The following is a 16232-nucleotide window of genomic DNA, read 5'->3' on the forward strand; positions in this document are numbered from 1 at the left end:
TCCGAGGCCCCGCCCGGCTGCCGGGTGGCGGCCGGGCGGGGCCCGGTTCGGGTATCGGTCAGGGGAGCCGGTTTCCCGGGGTCCGGCCCCCGAACCGGGGGAGACGGGACTCAGCGGATGGTGTAGCCGGTGCCGAAGGCCGTGATGGTGAACGGGCCGTCGAGGTTGTCGTTGCCGGTGGCGGCGATCCGGCGCAGGCACTCGACGCGGTCGACCGACTTTCGCCACTCGTCGGCGGTGGAGGAGTTGGCCGGGTTGGTCAGGTCGTCGACGCGCACGTCGAAGAACGCGGTCAGCCAGGCGCGCTCCCCGGCCGTGGACGGGGTGCCGGCCTTGGCGTCGGTCCGGGCGATCAGTGCGGGCAGGGCGTCGTACTCGCCGCCGTTGCCGTGCTGGATGGAGGCGTCGTAGAGCTCGGCCCGGGCCAGTGCGGTGGTCAGGCCGAGCCGGTCGGCCTGGTCCATCGCCGGGGTGAAGTACCGCTGGTCGACCTGGTCGTCCTGGACCTGTCGGAAGGCGGGGTCCTCGGCCGACTGCTTCCAGGCGGCGATGTACTCGCTCTCGGGCAACCCGCCGGTGTCCCCGCTGCCGGACGCGGCCAGCCGCTCCAGCTCGGGGACGAAGCGGGCGAGCGGGTTGTCGGGGGAGACGGCCGTGTAGGCGCGGACGACCTTGAGCGCGTCGCCGTCGTTGGTGGTGAAGCCGGCCCGGCCGGCGGTGACGCCGCGGCCGTCGTTGATGTTCTCGGCGTAGCCGTACTGGATCTCCGTGGTGCTGTTCTCGAAGACGCTGATCAGCTGGTCGGCCCGGCGCCGCTGGTCGGGCGTGAGCCCGCCGGCGGCAGCGCGCGGGGCGGCGGCGGACACGGCGTCGGTCCGGGCCGGGCCGTCGGGTGCCGCCTGCGCCGGGGTGACCGTCCAGGCGGCTCCGGCGGTGAGGGCGGCCACCGCGGCAACGGCGGTGAGGCGGTGGGTGGTTCGGGACACAGGCATGGAAATGCTCCGATCTCCGTGGGGGAAGAGCGCGAGCTCGCGGCAGCAGATTAGGGCGGGAAGCAGGCAGGGGTCCAGAAGGTAAGGAAACTTTCCTAATAAAATTGCGCAGGCTGTGCGGGTCGCCGATCAGGGCCGTCGCTCGGCCGTCGCCCGGTCGTCGCCGAACGGGCCGCGCCGGTGGTACCGTCCGACCGTCTGGCGGCCGATGCCCCAGCCCCTCAGCCCGCACCCGGGCGTTCCTCCGCCCGCGTACAGCGCGGCACTCGCGCCCGTACGCGCGTCCTGCACCCGGACGACACCACCGACCCCGACCGGTACGGAGCCCGACCATGAGTACACCCAGCAGCCCCCGAGCCACCGTCACCCGGCTCCTGCCGCCGCGTCTGGTGGCCACCGACCTCGACGGGACGATCGTGCGCGGCGACCGCACCGTCTCGGCCCGCACCGTCGCCGCGTTCGCCCGGGTCGAACGGGCCGGCGGGCACGTCGTCCTGGTCACCGGCCGCCCGCCGCGCCTGATGGGCGAGATCGCGGCCGCCTTCGGCCACCGGGGTGTGGCGGTCTGCTCCAACGGTGCCTTCGCCTACGACATGCGCACCCGCTCGGTGATCGCCGAGCGACCGATCCCGGTCGACGTCCTGGCCGAGACCGCCCGGTTGCTGCGCGCCGCCGCGCCGGGCATCGGACTGGCCGTCGAGTACGCCCAGGACCTGGCCGGCGACGCGCGGTACGAGCCGGGCGACTGGGACGCCGACACCGCCGTCCGGCGCCTGGACGACGCCCGGCTGTTCGGCCGCCCGGCGCCGAAACTGATCGGCCGCCACCCGGAGCTGTCCGCCGACGACCTGCTCGCGCTGGTGCGTCCGGTGGTCGGGGACCTGGTCACCGTCTACCACTCCAACGGCGAGCGGCTGGTCGAGGCCGTCGCCCGGGGGGTCAGCAAGGCCGCCGCGCTCGGCGAACTGGCGGGGCGGCACGGGATCCCCCGGGAGCGGACCGTCGCGTTCGGCGACATGCCCAACGACCTGCCGATGATGGCCTGGGCCGGCACCTCCTACGGCGTCGCCAACGCCCACCCGGAGGTCCTCGCCGCCGTGGACCACGTCATCGCCGGCAACGACGAGGACGGGGTCGCGGCCGTCCTGGAGAGCCTGTTCCCGGAGTGAAGGGGCGGACCCGTGGGTGTGCGGGCCCCTCGGTGTGCGGACCTGTCGGCGTGCGGACCCTTCGGTGCGGGGCCGTCCGGCTCCAGCGTGCGTTTATCGGCCATTGATCGTTACCGCCTAGCGTGGCGCCCATGGACGAGAGAACGGCCGAGCGGCCGGGGACGGCGCCCGAGGGGCGGATGACCGAGCAGGACACCGAACGGTTCCGGCTGTTGTTGGCGAGGCTCGAGCACTCGCTGGTGGCGGACCGGGAGGCGGCGCGGCGTGATGCCTGAGCTCGCCGAGTGGCGCCCGGTGGCGGTGGTTCCGCTCTGGCACCGCGGTGACGGCGTGGGCGGGGCAGGGGAACACGGGAACGCGGACCGGCCCGGGGTGCTGCGGGGGCACCCCGGACCGCCGCCGGTCGATCGGCGGGAGGCGGTGGAGGCGGAGCCGGCCGGCTGAGGGTCGGTCAGCAGCTGCAATCGCAGCAGTCGCACCCGTCACAGCAGTCGCAACCATCACACCCGTCGCAGCAGTCGCAGCCGTCGCAGCCACAGTCGCAGTCGCAGCAGTCGTGCCGCTGGCAGAAGCCCTCGCGGCGTTCGCGGCTGAACGGGTCGTTGTGGTCGCAGCAGAGCAGCTGGCAGGTGCAGGCCATCAGCGCCCACACCGCGCAGCCGGCGAGCAGGTTGCGCGGGTGCGGCGGCTTCCCGCCGGGCGGGGTGAAGCCGGGCCCCTGCGGCACCCACGGGGGGACCGGGGCGCCGGGGTCCTGGCCGGGCGGCGCCTGGCGCGGCGGCGCGTCGTGCGGGTGCTCGCCCACGGCACCGGCCGCGTCGGCACCGCCGGTGCCGCCGTCCGGGCCGCCCGTCCGGCAGGAGCTCGCGTGCCGGGCCGGTCCGAAGACCCGGCCGACGGCGCGCTCGGTCTCGTGCGCGAGCAGGACGTGGACCAGCGCCCGGTCGGCCAGCTCGACCTCGCGCAGCGCGAGCCGGATGCCGTGGACGGCGTCGCGGCAGAGCCGTTCGGCTTCGGCGCGGTCGGTGCCGGTCGCGGTGAGCGGGTTCCAGGCACCGGCGGCGGCGTCGGCGGCCTGGTCCTCGGCGGCGTCGAGGAGGTGGGCGAGCCGGCCGAACAGCCGCCCGGCCTCGGCGAGCGGGGCGGCGTTGCCCGGGCGGCCGGCGATCACCGCGGTGTGCGCGAAGGCGGCCGAGGTGGCGGTCTCGGTGGGCTCGGTGACCAGCAGGACGGATCCGCCGGGTGCCAGCGAGCGTTCCAACTCGCCCTGTCGGGAGGCTGCTTCGAGCAGTACGCCGGTGTCGAAGCCGACCGTCGAGGCGCTCCCGGCGCTCTTCCGGTCCCAGCGCCGGGTGACGGCGCGGGCCCCGGCGGCGACCGGTCGGCGGGCGAACACGCCGTCGCGGTCCTCGACGTGGTCACGGATCTTCACCGAGGCGAGCGCGAGCGAGACGGCGGCGGCGAGCCGGGCGCCCTCGCCCTTGGCGACGGAGGCGGTCCGCATGCCGCGCAGCGGGCACGGCCCGGCGGTGCGCCGCCAGGAGGAGTCCTCCCGGGCGGCCTGGGCCTCGACCAGGACGGAGATGATCAGGCCGTCGTAGTTGGTGGCGGTCCGGGCGAGCTGGCCGTGGTCGTCGCGCAGTGCGAGGCAGAGCCCGCACAGGTGGGCCATCCACGAGGTCTGCAACCGCTCGGACAGCCGGTGCCTGCACGGTCTGATGATGCCGAACACGATCGTCCCCCTAGCCTTGCGGGCCGCTGACCGGCCCCGAATCGCCGATCATCATATGAGCGGCGGCGCGTCCGGGCCGAACCCCTGCCGGGCGGAGGGTTCCGGGGGCGGCACCCTGGCGGCTCGCCCACCCCGCCGGGGGACGAACGGCAGGGGCGGGCGAGCCGCCGGACCGTCAGCCCCGGGGTGGACGAGCCGCCGGACCGTCAGCCCGTCCTCAGGCGCGGCAGCGCAGCAGCTCCAGCGGCGGGTGGGCCAGCAGGTCCGCCCAGAAGTCCTCGCCGAACTCGCGGACACCGGCCTCGGAGACCCGCAGCGGCACCCACTCCAGCTGCTCGAACCCGGCCGACCGCAGGGACTCCTCGTAGACCTCCCGGCGCGGAACCGTGGCGACGATGCTGATCGGCTGCGGGTCGAGGAGCGCGGTGACCCTGACCAGCGGGCCCGCCGCGGCCTCCTCGCCGGTCGGCTCGCAGCGGAACCCGTAGGCCTCCAGGGAGGAGCAGTCGAACCGGTAGTCGGGGTTCTGGGCGAACACGACGAACTCACCGCCCGGCACCAGGCTCCGGTGGATGGTGCGGCACATCCGCTCCATCGTTTCGGGGGACTCGGCGTAGTTGAGGCACTGCACTCCCAGTGCCAGGTCGAAGCGCCGGTCGAGCGGCGGGAGGTCGGCCACGTCGCCGACCTCGTACCGCACGCCCAGCGGGTCGCGCTCCTCGATCGCCCGGGCGGCGGCGATCATCTCGGCCGAGATGTCGACGCCGTACACCTCCGTCGCCCCGCGCCGCTTGAGCTCCCTGCTGTAGAAGCCGGTGCCGCAGGCCAGGTCGAGCACCGACCTGCCGGTCACGTCCCCGACCAGGCCCAGGACGCTCGGCACCTCCCCGTAGCGCGCCAGTGGCAGGGACTTGAACCCCTCGAACGCCTCACCGATCCGGTCGTACTGCTGCACGGTCACTGTCGCTCCTCCGTCGGTTTCCCCGGCCGTGGCCCCGGCCCCCGGCACCCGGCGCCACCGATCCGGCGCCACCGATCCGGCGCCACCGATCCGGTGCTGCCGGTCCGGCTGCGCCGGTCGGGCCCTGTCGATCAGGGCGTGCCGCGGCCTCTGGCGGGCAGTCAACCGCACCCCGTCCGGGGCGCCGTACTGGCGGAAGCCACAAAGCTTCCGGCCGTGCCGGCCCCCTCCGGCGGTCGGGCGTACGGCGTCGCGAGGTCAGGGCGGTGGCGGGAAGCGGCACAGGGGATCCCATATCCGGGATAGCATCGCGAATATGGGAATCGACACGGCCGTGGACGAGCGGCTGGCGCAGCGCCTCGCCGAGCTGAGGCTCGAACGGGGCTGGACCTTGGAGGAGTTGGCGCGGCTGGCGGACGTCAGCCGGTCGACGCTGTCACGGGTGGAGCGGGCGGAGGTCAGCCCGACGGCGGCGCTGCTGGGGCGGCTCTGCGCCGTCCACGGGCGGACGATGTCGCGGCTGCTCGCGGAGGTGGAGGCGGGCCCGGCCCGGCTGGTGCGGGCCGGGGAGCAGCAGGTCTGGCGGGACGGGGAGACCGGGTTCGTCCGGCGGTCGGTCTCGCCGCCGCACGGCTCGCTGCGGGCGGAGATCGTCGAGGGCCTCCTGCCCGAGGGCGCCGACATCGCGTACGACCGGGTCTGCGTGCCCGGTCGGGAGCACCACCTCTGGCTGTTCGAGGGGCGGTTGGAGCTGACCGTGGACGGTGAGGCGCAGCTGCTCGCCCCCGGTGACTGCCTGCGCTACCTCTCCGGGACAAGCCGCTTCCGCAGCCTCGGCCCGGGCGCGGCCCGCTACGCGCTGGTGGTGGTGGAGCCGTGAGCGCCGCCGCCGGTCCGATAGCCAAGGAGCGCTTCGACGCCGCCGGGCGCCGCGTCCTGCTGGTCTGCGTCGCGGGCGGGTTCACCACCCTGCTCGACCAGTCCGTGCTCAACACCGCCATCCCCGCGCTGCGCGGGACCCTGCACGCCGGGCCGTCCGACCTCCAGTGGATCGTCGCCGGGTACTCGCTCGCGTTCGGCCTGGCGCTGATCCCCGGCGGACGGCTCGGCGACGTCATGGGCCGCAAGTGGTTCTTCGTCAGCGGGCTCGCCCTCTTCACCCTGGTCAGCCTGGTCTCCGCGACCGCCACCGAGCCCGGGGTGCTGATCGCCGCCCGGCTGGTCCAGGGCGCGGGCGCGGGGCTGGTCAACTCCCAGATGATCGGCACCCTCCAGGACGTCTTCGACGGCCAGCTGCGGGCCCGCGCGCTCGGCATGTACGCCGTCACCGGCGGTCTCGCCTTCGCGCTCGGCCCGCCGATCGGCGGCGCCGTGCTGGCGGCGGCCGGCCCCGAGCTCGGCTGGCGGCTGACCTTCCTGCTCAACGTCCCGTTCGGCCTGGCCACCGTCCTGCTGGCGGCCCGCCACCTGCCGAAGCCCCGCCCGCGCACCCGCGACGCCGACCTCGACCTGGTCGGCCTGGTGCTGGTCGGCGCGCTCACCCTCGCCCTGATGCTGCCCTTCGTCCGGCCGCCCGGCTGGGCCGGCCGGCTCGCCTTCGCGGCGGCGGCCCTCCTGCTGCTCGGCGCGCTCGTCCGGTGGCAGCGCCGCTACGCCCGGACCGGCGGGAACCCGCTGATCCACCCCGCGCTCACCCGGTCCGCGCCGTACGCCCTCGGCACGGCCACGGCGATGGCCCAGTTCGGCGCCTCGCTCGCCGCCTCGCTCGTCCTGACCATGTTCCTCCAGGACGGCCTCGGCCTGTCCCCGCTGGGTGCCGCGCTGGTCGCGCTGCCCTCGGCCGTCGCCATGGGCGTGGCCTCCGCCCTGGCCTGGCGGGTCGTCCAGCGCTTCGGCCGGCGCACCGTCACCGTCGGCATGACCGGCTCCGCCCTGACCATGCTGGCCTCCGGGCTGGTCGCGCACTGGGCGCCCGCCGCCGTGCTGCCCTGGCTGCTGGCGTTCCTGCAGCTGCTCGGCGGCGCCTCGATCGGCCTGATGGGCTCCACCAACCAGGCGTACGTGCTGCGCCACGCGCCCGCCGAGGCGGCGGGGGTGAGCGGGGCGATCCTCCAGATGGCCCAGCGGATCGCGGCGGCCGTCGCGGTCTCGGCGCTGTCCGGCGTCTACCTGCGGCAGACCGCCGGGGGCGGCGGGCACCGCTCCGCCTACCTCGCCGCGAGCACGGTCTGCGCGGCCGTGGCCGGACTCGCCGTCCTGGCCTCGGTCCTGGCGGGCCGCGCCACGGCCCGGGAGCAGCGCGAGGACGAGCCCACCCCGGTGAGCCGAGGGCGAACAACCGTTCGCTAGCCCCCTCCGGGCCCGTACGGTGGTGGCCATGACCGATGTACGGACCGTGGACCTGCCCGGGGTGACGCTCGCCTACCGTGAGAGCGGCTGTGCCGACGGCCCGCCGCTGGTGCTGCTGCACGCGCTCGGCGAGCGCGCCTCCGACTGGGACGTCGTCCTGCCCGGCCTCGCGCCCGGCCACCACGTGTACGCGCTCGACCTGCGCGGCCACGGCGACAGCGGCCGGCCCGGCGGGTACGGCCTGGAGGCGATGCGGGACGACGTGCTGGCCTTCCTCGACGCGCTCGGGCTGGACCGCGTCGACCTGGTCGGCCACTCGATGGGCGGCGCCGTCGCCTACCTCCTCGCCCAGGCCGCGCCGGAGCGGATCGGCCGGCTGGTCCTGGAGGACATCCCGGCGCTGTACCCGCGCCCCGCGAGCGCGGTGCCGGACGAGTCCGACACGAGCGTCCACTTCGACTGGGCGATGGTCCGGGCCGTCAAGGCGCAGCTCGACAGCCCCGACCCGGCCTGGCGCGAGGGCCTCCGGAGGATCACCGCCCGCACCCTGGTGGTCGCGGGCGGCCCGGCCAGCCACATCCCCCAGGAGCGGGTCGCCGAGCTGGCCCGGCTGATCCCGGACTGCCGGCTCACCACGGTGGAGGCCGGGCACCTGGTGCACGGTGCCCGGCCCGAGGAGTTCATCGCCGTGGTGGCGCCCTTCCTCTCCCGCTGAGGGCCGACCGGCTGCCTTTCGGCTGCCTGTCGGCCGGCGGTCAGCCGCCGCTCAGACGCCGTGCTCGGCGGGCAGCCGCCCGCTGCGCACCGCCGCGAGCAGGTCGGCGTGGTCGGCCTCGGTGCGGTCCGCGTAGGCGACGGCGAAGGCCGCCACCGCCTCGTCCAGCGCCTCGCCCTTGCCGCAGTACCCCGCCAGCAGGCCCGGGTCGGCGGTGTGCGCGTGCGCCCGGGCCAGCAGCGCGCCGGTGATCCGCGCGTAGTCGTCCAGCTGGGCGGGCTGCAGCGCGGCCGGGTCGACGCTGCCCTTGCGGTTGCGGAACTGCCGCACCTGGTACGGGAGCCCGTCGACCGTCGTCCAGCCGAGCAGGGTGTCGCTGACCACCTGCATGTGCTTCTGGCCGAGGACCACCCGGCGGCCCTCGTGGCCGTCCTGCGCCACCTCCGGGAGGTACGGCAGCAGGGCGGACGGGCGGGCCTCCTTCACCTGGAGCACCAGCGGCTGGTCCCGGTGGTCGGTGAGCAGCACCACGTACGAGCGGGTGCCCACGCTGCCGGTGCCGACCACCCGGAACGCCACGTCCTGCACCCGGTACCGGGACAGCAGCGTGCGCACCTCGGCGGGCACCGTCGCCACGTACGGGCCGAGCGCGTGGGCGACGGCGCGGGCGGTCGCGTCGGTCACCTCGGTGAGCACCGGGGGAGCGGCCGCGAACCGCCAACCGCCGTCCGCCGTACGGGTGGTGCTGCGGGCGGCGAATCTCGCGCTGGTGTTGCCCAGCGCCTTGGCGCCGACCTTGCGCAGCACCTCCGCGAGGTCGTGCGCCTCGGTGAAGGACACCAACTGCTCGTCCGCCACGGCGTTCCAGGCGTCCAGCGCGGGCAGCTTGGCGAGCGTGCGCATGGTCCTGCGGTACGAACCGGCCGCGTGCCCGGCGGCCTCGCGCACGGTGCCCTCGCTCGCGCCGGTCTCCCGTCCGGCCAGCACCAGGCTGGCGGCGAGCCGCTTCAGGTCCCACTCCCACGGGCCGGGCACGGTCTCGTCGAAGTCGTTGATGTCCAGCACGAGTCGGCCGCGCGCGTCGCCGTACAGGCCGAAGTTCGCGGCGTGCGCGTCCCCGCACAGCTGCGCGCCGACCCCGGTCACCGGCGTGCCCGCGAGGTCGGCGGCCATCAGCCCGGCCGACCCGCGCAGGAACGCGAACGGCGTGGCGGCCATCCGGCCCACCCGGATCGGCACCAGCGCGTCGATCCGGCCCGCGTTCGACGCCTCGATCGCCTCCACGGCGGTCGGCCGACCGGGCGCCACGGCGAACTCCGCGTGCCGCTCCCGGGGCACCCGCGCCCGCAGTTCCTTGCCCCGCTCCCGGCCCTGTCCGTCCGGCGCCGACGCGAACCCGGCCACCGCGAACCCGCGCCGGGCCTGCCCGGCCGGGCCGTCCTCCTCGCGGTCCCTGCCGTCCTTGCCGCTCGTGCGGCTCGTGCCGTTGGTGCTGCCCGCGCCGTTGGCGCCCCGCTGCGCCACGACGCCCGGCCCGCGCCGGCCCTCCGTCGCCGCCGGCTCCGCCCCGTCCACTGCCTCGGTCATCCGTGCCACCGCGCCCCGCCCGTCCCTTCCGGTCCTCACCCGCCCGCGACCTGCGCGGATGGTTCATCGGGGGGAGTGACGTCCGGGGTGGCGCGGTGGTTCCTGACGGGCGGACGGGTTGTGCGGGTGCCGGGGGCACGGGGCGCGCGGGTGGTGCTGCCGGGGCGCGTGGGGTGTGAGCGGGCGCCGGGTGGTGCCCGTCCGGAACGGGGTAGCGTGGGCCCTGTGGATGACCTTCGGGGGAGCCTGCCGGCCCGGGCGGCGGCCGGGGCGGCAGCGGTGGTGACGGTGGCCGCAGGGCTGGGCGTGCGAACGGTGGCGGACGGGGACGCCGCCAAGTACGCGGGGGACGCGCTCTACACCGTCCTGCTCCACACCCTGATCGTGCCGGCCGCGCCGCGTACCCGCCCCGTCCGGGCCGCCGCACTGGCGGCCGGGCTCAGCTGGGCCGTGGAACTGTTCCAGCTCACCGGCCTGCCGGACGCGTGGGGCCGCCGCAGCACGCTCGCTCGGCTCGTCCTGGGGTCGACCTTCAACCCGCCGGACCTGTTCTGGTACCTGGTCGGCGCGGCCTGCGCCGCACTGCTCCACCAGGTGGTACGGAGCCGGGTGCTGCGGAACCGGGCGCGGCGGAACCGGGCACCGGGGAACCCCGGTCCCGAAACGGCGCCCGGCTCCGCAGGCTGACGGTCCGTCAGAGCGGCAGCAGCTCCGGCCGCTTGGGCTCGACGTGGTCGCCCGAGGACTCGCCGCGCAGGCGCCGTCCGACCCAGGGCAGCAGGTGCTCACGGGCCCACTGGATGTTTTCCCGCCGCTGGTCGGCGGGGGTGGGCACGGGGGCGTCCGGCCACGGGGCCTCCGGGTCCTGCTCGGTGGCCAGGCCGAGCGAGCGGGCGGCCAGCAGGGCGACCCGCTGGTGGCCGTCGCCGGACAGGTGCAGACGGTCCTCGCTCCACGCGCGGCGGTCCTGCACCGCGCGCAGCGACCACAGGTCGGCCACCTTGCAGCCGTTGCGGTCGGCGACGGCCCGCATGTGCCCGTTGTAGGTCGCGATCTTGCCGCGCAGGTGCTTGAACAGCGGCACGTCGCGGGTGTCGAAGCCGGTGCAGATCAGCACCGTCCCGGCTGCTTCGGTGAGTTGGACGACGGCCGCCTCGAAGCGCTCGGCCACCTCGTCGGGGTCGCTGCCCGGGCGGAGGATGTCGTTGCCGCCGGCGCAGAAGGTGACCAGGTCGGGCCGGAGCCGGCGGACCTCGGGCACCTGCTCGGCCACGATCTGGTCCAGCAGCCGGCCGCGCACCGCCAGGTTGGCGTAGCGGAACGCGCCCGGCGGGCGACCGTCCGCCAGGATCCCGGCCAGCCGGTCGGCCCATCCGGCGAACCTGCCGTCGGCACCGGGGTCGTTCAGGCCTTCGGTGAAGCTGTCCCCGAGGGCGGCGTACGAACTGAGGTCAAGGGTCTCCTGGAGGTTCGGCATGAAGGAGATAGTTCACCCAATCAAGTGACCTACGCCACCGTAGGTGACCCTGGTGGCACGTGAGATGGACCACGTGGCCTCGACCGCCTTCTCCGGCCCTGTTCCGCCGCAGAGCGCCCGGCCCGCCGAAGCACAAGATCCGCGCCCCCTTCCGGTTCCGGGCCGGGCGGGCGGATGCTCGACGGGTGCGGCCGCCCCGGCCGCCGTCCCTCCGGGGGAGGCATCCATGACCACCGACCCGCGATCCGGCCCGTCCGAGAACTGGTCCGTCGACGACCGCTGCACCAACTGCGACGTCGCCCGGCAGCTCGCGCCCGGACTGGTCCGCGAGCACGCCGGCCGCTCCGAGCTGGTGCGGCAGCCGCGCGACGAGGCCGAGCGCCGACAGCTGTACGCCGCCGCCCACGCCTGCCCGACCCGCTCCATCCGCACCGGCGCCGGCCCGCTCGACCCGGCGTCCGACCCCTTCCCGCTCGCCCTCGCCGACGACCTGCTCCTGCTCGGCCACAACTCCCGCCACACGGCGGGCGCGAACTCCTACCTGTGCCGCCGCCCCGCCGGCCGGGTGATGGTCGACACGCCCCGCTACAGCGAGGCCCTCGCCGCCCGCTACGCCGCGCTCGGCCCGGTCACCGACGTCCTGCTGACCCACCGTGACCACGCCCGGCACGGCCGGGCGTACGCCGACCGGCTCGGCGCCCGGCTGTGGATCCACGAGGGCGACCTGGACGCGGCACCGGACGCCGACCGGGTGCTGCGCGGCACCGCGCCGGTGGAGATCGCCCCCGGGCTGGTCGCCCACCCCTTCCCCGGCCACACCCGGGGCAGCGTGCTGTTCGTCGCCGAGGAGCGGTACTGCTTCAGCGGCGACAGTCTGTACTGGTCCCGGAGCACCGGGGACGTGGAGGTGCAGGAGGCCGTCACCTGGTACTCGATCGAGGAGCAGACCGCCTCGCTGGAGCGCAGCCTGGGAGCGCTCCGCTTCGAGTGGCTGCTGCCCGGCCACGGCGACCGGCGCCGGATGCCCGTCGAGGAGGCGGAGCGGCGATTGCGCGCCCTGGCCGGGCGCTGCCGGAGGCTGCGGCCCGGTCCGGTGGACTTCACCGCGGTCCGCTGGTAGCGGCGCGAGGGCCCCGCCCGCTCTCCGTCCGGAACGGGGCGCCCGCCGCCCGTGAAGTGCCTGCCGAGTGCCCGTGGCGTGCCGTCGGCGTGCCTGCGGAGTGCCCGTGCGCCGGGGCTCGCGCCGGGTGCGCGGGTGGGTGCGCCCAGCGGGTGCGTCCGCGCGGGTGTGCGAACGGCGCCGCCGGGGCAGCCGCCTCTGGAACAGAACGGGTGCCCCGCTCCGGCGGGGCCCCGACTCCCAGCGATCCAAGGACGGTTGAGCCATGCCCGCACAGCCCCCGGAGCGCACCGCCCGGCCACGTCGCTATCTGATGTGTCGGCCGACGCACTTCACCGTGGACTACGCGATCAACCCGTGGATGGACCCGACCCAGCCCACCGACACCGCGCTCGCGCTCCGCCAGTGGGAACTGCTCTACCGGACCTACCGCCGCCTCGGCCACACCGTCGAGCTGATCGACCCGCTGCCCGGCCTGCCCGACATGGTCTACGCCGCCAACGGCGCGACGGTGCTGGACGGCCGGGCCCTGGTGGCGACCTTCCGCTACCCGGAGCGCGCCGCCGAGTCGGAGGCCTACCACGCCTGGTTCCGCGAGCACGGCTACCGCGAGGTGCACCGCGCCCGGCACGTCAACGAGGGCGAGGGCGACCACCTGGTGGTGGGCCGCCGGGTGCTCGCCGGGACGGGCTTCCGCAGCTCGCGCGCGGCCCACGCCGAGGCGGGCGAGCTGTTCGGCGTCCCGGTGGTCAGCCTGAACCTGGTGGACCCGCGCTTCTACCACCTGGACACCGCGCTGGCGGTCCTCGCCGACGACCACGTCATGTACCACCCCGAGGCCTTCGACGCCGACAGCCGTGCCGTCCTGCGCACGCTCTATCCGGACGCGATCCTCGCCGACCGCGCCGACGCCGAGGTGTTCGGGCTGAACGCGGTCTCCGACGGCCGCCGGGTGCTGCTGCCGGAGACGGCCAAGAACCTGGCGGGCCGGCTCGCCGACCACGGCTACCAGCCGATCCCGGTGGACGTCTCCGAACTGCTGAAGGGCGGCGGCGGGGCGAAGTGCTGCACCCTGGAACTCAGGTCCCCGTGACCGCGGGAGAGACCAGCAGCACCTCCAGGGTGCGCGGCCCGTGCACCCCCTCCACCCGGTCGAGTTCGATGTCGCTGGTCGCCGACGGCCCCGAGATCCAGGTCTGCGGGCGCACCGGATCGAGTCGCGGCAGCGCGAGCGGCACCGAGGCGACGACCTGCTCCGGTACCCGGACCACGCAGACGTGGTGGTCCGGGACGAGGGAGAGCAGCCGCCGTCCCTGCCCGGGGCCGCCGTCCAGCACGATCGTGCCGGTCTCGGCCACGGCCAGCGCGCAGCCGGTGACCACGCTGTCCACGAGGTCGAGCCGGGCGGCGGTGAGCGTCCCGCCGTCCGGCACCAGCTCGACGGCGGAGGCGGCCGCGGCCAGCCACCGCACCGGCAGGCCGTCCGGCACGGCGACCGTCCGGCTGCCCCGCTCGGCGAGCAACCCGGCGATCCGCTCCGGCAGTTCGTCCTCGCGGCACCGGTGCACCCGGGCCCGGTAGTCGGCCAGGTTGCGGTGCAGCAGGTCGGCCAGCGCCGCCGGGTCGTCCGGCGGCACGTGCGCCGTCGAGTAGTCGCGCGGCACCGACTGCCCGTCCGTCCCGTCCCTCCCGGCCGTGTCGCCCAGGGCGGCCCGGATCCGGGCGAGGACCGTCTCCCGGGCGCCCGCACCCCCGGCCGTGTTCCCCGTGGTTCTCCCCGTCCTGTCGTCCCCTGTGGTCATGCGCGGTTCCTCCGCCACCAGTCGCGGAACGGTTCGGCCGGCACCTCCGGCAGGTCCCGGGTGTCGGTCCAGGCCCGCCCGGGCCCGGGCAGCCGGCGTGGGTGCAGGGCCCGGGTGCGCCCGGCCAGCCGTTCGGCGGCGGCGAGCGCGGCCGGGTGGTCCAGCACGTACCCGGCGGCGGCCACGGCGGCCCGTTCCAGCGGGTGCCCGCCCTGTTCGGCGACCCGCTCGCGCAGGTGCACCAGCACCTCCGGGATGTCGATCGCCACCGGGCACACCTCGTAGCAGGCCCCGCAGAGCGAGGAGGCGTACGGCAGCGAGGCGTCCACCGGGCTTCCGGTGCCGCGCAGTTGGGGGGTCAGGATGGCGCCGATCGGGCCCGGGTACACCGAGCCGTAGGCGTGCCCGCCGGCCCGCTCGTACACCGGGCAGACATTGAGGCAGGCCGAGCAGCGGATGCAGCGCAGCGCCTGGCGCCCGACCCGGTCGGCGAGCACGGCGGTGCGGCCGTTGTCCAGCAGCACCAGGTGGAACTCGGACGGGCCGTCGTCCGCCGTGGTGCCCGTCCACATCGAGGTGTACGGGTTCATCCGCTCGGCGGTGGAGGAGCGGGGCAGCAGTTGGAGGAACACCTCCAGGTCGCGCCAGGTCGGCACCACCTTCTCGATGCCGACCACGGAGATCAGGGTGCGCGGCAGGGTGAGGCACATCCGGCCGTTGCCCTCGGACTCGACGACGACCAGGGTGCCGGTCTCGGCGACCATGAAGTTGGCGCCGGAGACGGCGACCCGGGCGCGCAGGAACTTCTCCCGCAGGTGCAGCCGGGCGGCCTCGGCCAGGTCGGCGGGGGAGTCGGTGAGGCCCTCGGGCGCCGGGCGGCCCCAGGCGGCCATCCGCTCGGCGAAGACCTCCCGGATCTCGGAGCGGTTGCGGTGGATCGCGGGCACCAGGATGTGCGAGGGCCGGTCGTCGCCCAACTGGACGATCAGCTCGGCGAGATCGGTCTCGTAGGCGGTGATCCCCTCGGCGGCGAGCGCCTCGTTCAGGCCGATCTCCTGGGTGGCCATCGACTTGACCTTGACCACCTCGTGCTGTCCGTCGTCACCGCCGCCGGTGGCCCGGACCAGGTCGGCGACGATCCGGTTGGCCTCCTCGGCGTCGCGCGCCCAGTGCACGGTGCCGCCGGCCGCGGTGACGGCCTCCTCCAACTGGAGCAGGTAGCGGTCGAGATGGCGCAGGGTGTGGTCCTTGACCGCCTTTCCGGCGGCGCGCAGCTCGGCCCAGTCGTCGAGTTCGGCGACCGCCCGGGCCCGCTTGTCGCGGATGGTGTGGGTGGCGTGCCGCAGGTTGGCGCGCAGCCGCTCGTCCCGGACGGCCCGGGCGGCGGCCTGCGGGAAGGCCGGCATGCCGAGGAACGTGCCGCTCACGCGGGCCTCCAGGGGTGCTCTTCGGTACTGGCCAGGATCTCCGCCAGGTGCAGCGTGCGCAGTGCCTCGCCCCGGCGGCGCAGGGTTCCGTCGAGGTGCAGCAGGCAGGAGTTGTCGGCGCCGCACAGCACGTGGGCACCGGTGCCGAGGGCGTCGGCGATCTTGTCGGCGGCCATGGCGGCCGAGACCGCCGCGTTCTTGACCGCGAAGGTGCCGCCGAAGCCGCAGCACTCCTCGGCGCCGGGCAGCTCGACCAGGTCCAACCCCCGGACGGCGCGCAGCAGTCGGCGCGGCCGCTCGCCCAGGCCGAGCAGGCGCAGCCCGTGGCAGGAGGGGTGGTAGGCGACGCTGTACGGGAAGTGGGCGCCGACGTCCTCGACGCCGAGCACGTCGGTCAGGAACTCGGTCAGCTCGTACACCCGGGGCGCCAGGTCGGCGGCGAGGTCGGCGAGTTCGGTGCCCCGGCCCTCGTCGGCGGCCCGGGCGCCGATCCGGGGGTAGTTGTCCCGGACCATCGCGACGCAGGAGCCGGAGGGCGTGACCACGTGGTCGTACCCGGCGAAGGCCGTGGCCGTGCGGCGCACCGACGGCTCGCAGGCCCTCCGGTAGCCGGTGTTGTACATCGGCTGGCCGCAGCAGGTCTGCCCGGCGGGGAAGTCCACCGCCACGCCGAGGCGTTCCAGCAGTCGCACGGTGGCGATCGCGGTGGCGGGGAACAGCGCGTCGTTGACGCAGGTGGCGAACAGCGCGACCCGCATCCGGGCTCCCTCCACTCGTACGGCACCGGCCCGCTCGCGATCGTACCGAGCGGACCGGTGCCGTCGTGGGAACTCGTCGTCGGAACCGTCGTGGGAACTCGTCCCGGGGACCCGTCGTGGGGAACCGTCGTGGGGACCCGGGG

At 75.4% G+C, this 16232-nt stretch carries 16 protein-coding genes; 8 read left to right on the forward strand and 8 right to left on the reverse strand.

Going from position 1 to position 16232, the window contains the following annotated elements; translation table 11 throughout:
• Positions 1-110: 110 nt before the first annotated feature.
• Positions 111-992: a chitosanase gene (locus ACFQ6N_RS25050; protein WP_380653086.1), complete on the reverse strand. Its 882-nt coding sequence runs from the start codon at positions 990-992 to the stop codon at positions 111-113.
• 332 nt (positions 993-1324) lie between these two features.
• Here ACFQ6N_RS25050 and ACFQ6N_RS25055 point away from each other — a divergent pair, with 332 nt between their 5' ends.
• Both ACFQ6N_RS25055 and ACFQ6N_RS25060 read left to right on the forward strand, forming a co-directional pair.
• Positions 1325-2161 (forward strand): HAD family hydrolase, encoded by an 837-nt coding sequence (locus ACFQ6N_RS25055; RefSeq protein ID WP_380653089.1) that lies wholly within the window; start codon positions 1325-1327, stop codon positions 2159-2161.
• A 131-nt stretch (positions 2162-2292) separates the two neighbouring features.
• On the forward strand, positions 2293-2436 hold the full coding sequence (locus ACFQ6N_RS25060) for a hypothetical protein (protein WP_380653092.1): 144 nt from the start codon (positions 2293-2295) through the stop codon (positions 2434-2436).
• Between the two features lie 176 nt (positions 2437-2612).
• On the opposite strand, the gene ACFQ6N_RS25065 is transcribed toward ACFQ6N_RS25060, so the two are convergent.
• Positions 2613-3893 carry a DUF5685 family protein gene (locus tag ACFQ6N_RS25065; protein WP_380653095.1) on the reverse strand — a complete coding sequence of 427 codons (1281 nt, stop codon included), beginning with the start codon at positions 3891-3893 and terminating at the stop codon, positions 2613-2615.
• A gap of 217 nt (positions 3894-4110) precedes the next feature.
• On the reverse strand, positions 4111-4854 hold the full coding sequence (locus tag ACFQ6N_RS25070; protein WP_380653098.1) for a class I SAM-dependent methyltransferase: 744 nt from the start codon (positions 4852-4854) through the stop codon (positions 4111-4113).
• 316 nt (positions 4855-5170) lie between these two features.
• Between ACFQ6N_RS25070 and ACFQ6N_RS25075 the strand changes: the two genes are divergently transcribed.
• The 3 genes from ACFQ6N_RS25075 to ACFQ6N_RS25085 are packed head-to-tail and all read left to right on the forward strand — an operon-like array spanning position 5171 to position 7918.
• Positions 5171-5734: a helix-turn-helix domain-containing protein gene (locus ACFQ6N_RS25075; protein WP_380653102.1), complete on the forward strand. Its 564-nt coding sequence runs from the start codon at positions 5171-5173 to the stop codon at positions 5732-5734.
• Positions 5731-7203, forward strand: coding sequence for an MFS transporter (locus ACFQ6N_RS25080; RefSeq protein ID WP_380653105.1), 1473 nt, complete (start codon positions 5731-5733; stop codon positions 7201-7203). Before ACFQ6N_RS25075 ends, ACFQ6N_RS25080 begins: the two co-directional genes overlap by 4 nt.
• Before the next feature lie 28 nt (positions 7204-7231).
• Positions 7232-7918 carry an alpha/beta fold hydrolase gene (locus ACFQ6N_RS25085; RefSeq protein WP_380653108.1) on the forward strand — a complete coding sequence of 229 codons (687 nt, stop codon included), beginning with the start codon at positions 7232-7234 and terminating at the stop codon, positions 7916-7918.
• 51 nt (positions 7919-7969) lie between these two features.
• Here ACFQ6N_RS25085 and ACFQ6N_RS25090 read toward each other — a convergent pair whose 3' ends face one another.
• The gene (locus ACFQ6N_RS25090) at positions 7970-9505 is read right to left on the reverse strand and encodes a DUF2252 domain-containing protein (RefSeq protein WP_380653111.1); all 1536 of its coding nucleotides are present in this window, start codon (positions 9503-9505) and stop codon (positions 7970-7972) included.
• Between the two features lie 225 nt (positions 9506-9730).
• Here ACFQ6N_RS25090 and ACFQ6N_RS25095 point away from each other — a divergent pair, with 225 nt between their 5' ends.
• Positions 9731-10192 carry a DUF2809 domain-containing protein gene (locus ACFQ6N_RS25095; protein WP_380653114.1) on the forward strand — a complete coding sequence of 154 codons (462 nt, stop codon included), beginning with the start codon at positions 9731-9733 and terminating at the stop codon, positions 10190-10192.
• A 7-nt stretch (positions 10193-10199) separates the two neighbouring features.
• On the opposite strand, the gene ACFQ6N_RS25100 is transcribed toward ACFQ6N_RS25095, so the two are convergent.
• Positions 10200-10982 (reverse strand): SGNH/GDSL hydrolase family protein, encoded by a 783-nt coding sequence (locus tag ACFQ6N_RS25100; protein ID WP_380653117.1) that lies wholly within the window; start codon positions 10980-10982, stop codon positions 10200-10202.
• Between the two features lie 226 nt (positions 10983-11208).
• Between ACFQ6N_RS25100 and ACFQ6N_RS25105 the strand changes: the two genes are divergently transcribed.
• Positions 11209-12102 carry an MBL fold metallo-hydrolase gene (locus tag ACFQ6N_RS25105; RefSeq protein WP_380653120.1) on the forward strand — a complete coding sequence of 298 codons (894 nt, stop codon included), beginning with the start codon at positions 11209-11211 and terminating at the stop codon, positions 12100-12102.
• A 265-nt stretch (positions 12103-12367) separates the two neighbouring features.
• Complete coding sequence (gene ddaH / locus ACFQ6N_RS25110; protein WP_380653123.1) at positions 12368-13195, forward strand: dimethylargininase; 828 nt, start codon at positions 12368-12370, stop codon at positions 13193-13195.
• Here ddaH and ACFQ6N_RS25115 read toward each other — a convergent pair.
• The 3 genes from ACFQ6N_RS25115 to ACFQ6N_RS25125 are packed head-to-tail and all read right to left on the reverse strand — an operon-like array spanning position 13182 to position 16089.
• On the reverse strand, positions 13182-13904 hold the full coding sequence (locus ACFQ6N_RS25115) for a lactate utilization protein C (RefSeq protein WP_380653126.1): 723 nt from the start codon (positions 13902-13904) through the stop codon (positions 13182-13184). The two genes, ddaH and ACFQ6N_RS25115, sit on opposite strands and share 14 nt — an antisense overlap.
• Positions 13901-15331, reverse strand: a complete 1431-nt coding sequence (locus tag ACFQ6N_RS25120; RefSeq protein WP_380653129.1) for a lactate utilization protein B — start codon at positions 15329-15331, stop codon at positions 13901-13903. Before ACFQ6N_RS25120 ends, ACFQ6N_RS25115 begins: the two co-directional genes overlap by 4 nt.
• Positions 15328-16089 carry a (Fe-S)-binding protein gene (locus ACFQ6N_RS25125; RefSeq protein ID WP_380653132.1) on the reverse strand — a complete coding sequence of 254 codons (762 nt, stop codon included), beginning with the start codon at positions 16087-16089 and terminating at the stop codon, positions 15328-15330. Before ACFQ6N_RS25125 ends, ACFQ6N_RS25120 begins: the two co-directional genes overlap by 4 nt.
• Positions 16090-16232 lie beyond the last annotated feature (143 nt).

The organism is Kitasatospora sp. NPDC056446 (assembly GCF_042796115.1).
Classification (GTDB): Bacteria; Actinomycetota; Actinomycetes; order Streptomycetales; family Streptomycetaceae; genus Kitasatospora.

Excerpts from the sequence above, each read along its gene's own strand:
- ACFQ6N_RS25090 (WP_380653111.1), bottom strand. The coding sequence starts at position 9,505 with ATGACCGAGGCAGTGGACGGGGCGGAGCCGGCGGCGACGGAGGGCCGG.
- ACFQ6N_RS25075 (WP_380653102.1), top strand. The coding sequence starts at position 5,171 with ATGGGAATCGACACGGCCGTGGACGAGCGGCTGGCGCAGCGCCTCGCC.
- ACFQ6N_RS25100 (WP_380653117.1), bottom strand. The coding sequence starts at position 10,982 with ATGCCGAACCTCCAGGAGACCCTTGACCTCAGTTCGTACGCCGCCCTC.
- ACFQ6N_RS25115 (WP_380653126.1), bottom strand. The coding sequence starts at position 13,904 with ATGACCACAGGGGACGACAGGACGGGGAGAACCACGGGGAACACGGCC.
- ACFQ6N_RS25105 (WP_380653120.1), top strand. The coding sequence starts at position 11,209 with ATGACCACCGACCCGCGATCCGGCCCGTCCGAGAACTGGTCCGTCGAC.
- ddaH (WP_380653123.1), top strand. The coding sequence starts at position 12,368 with ATGCCCGCACAGCCCCCGGAGCGCACCGCCCGGCCACGTCGCTATCTG.
- ACFQ6N_RS25125 (WP_380653132.1), bottom strand. The coding sequence starts at position 16,089 with ATGCGGGTCGCGCTGTTCGCCACCTGCGTCAACGACGCGCTGTTCCCC.
- ACFQ6N_RS25060 (WP_380653092.1), top strand. The coding sequence starts at position 2,293 with ATGGACGAGAGAACGGCCGAGCGGCCGGGGACGGCGCCCGAGGGGCGG.
- ACFQ6N_RS25055 (WP_380653089.1), top strand. The coding sequence starts at position 1,325 with ATGAGTACACCCAGCAGCCCCCGAGCCACCGTCACCCGGCTCCTGCCG.
- ACFQ6N_RS25085 (WP_380653108.1), top strand. The coding sequence starts at position 7,232 with ATGACCGATGTACGGACCGTGGACCTGCCCGGGGTGACGCTCGCCTAC.
- ACFQ6N_RS25050 (WP_380653086.1), bottom strand. The coding sequence starts at position 992 with ATGCCTGTGTCCCGAACCACCCACCGCCTCACCGCCGTTGCCGCGGTG.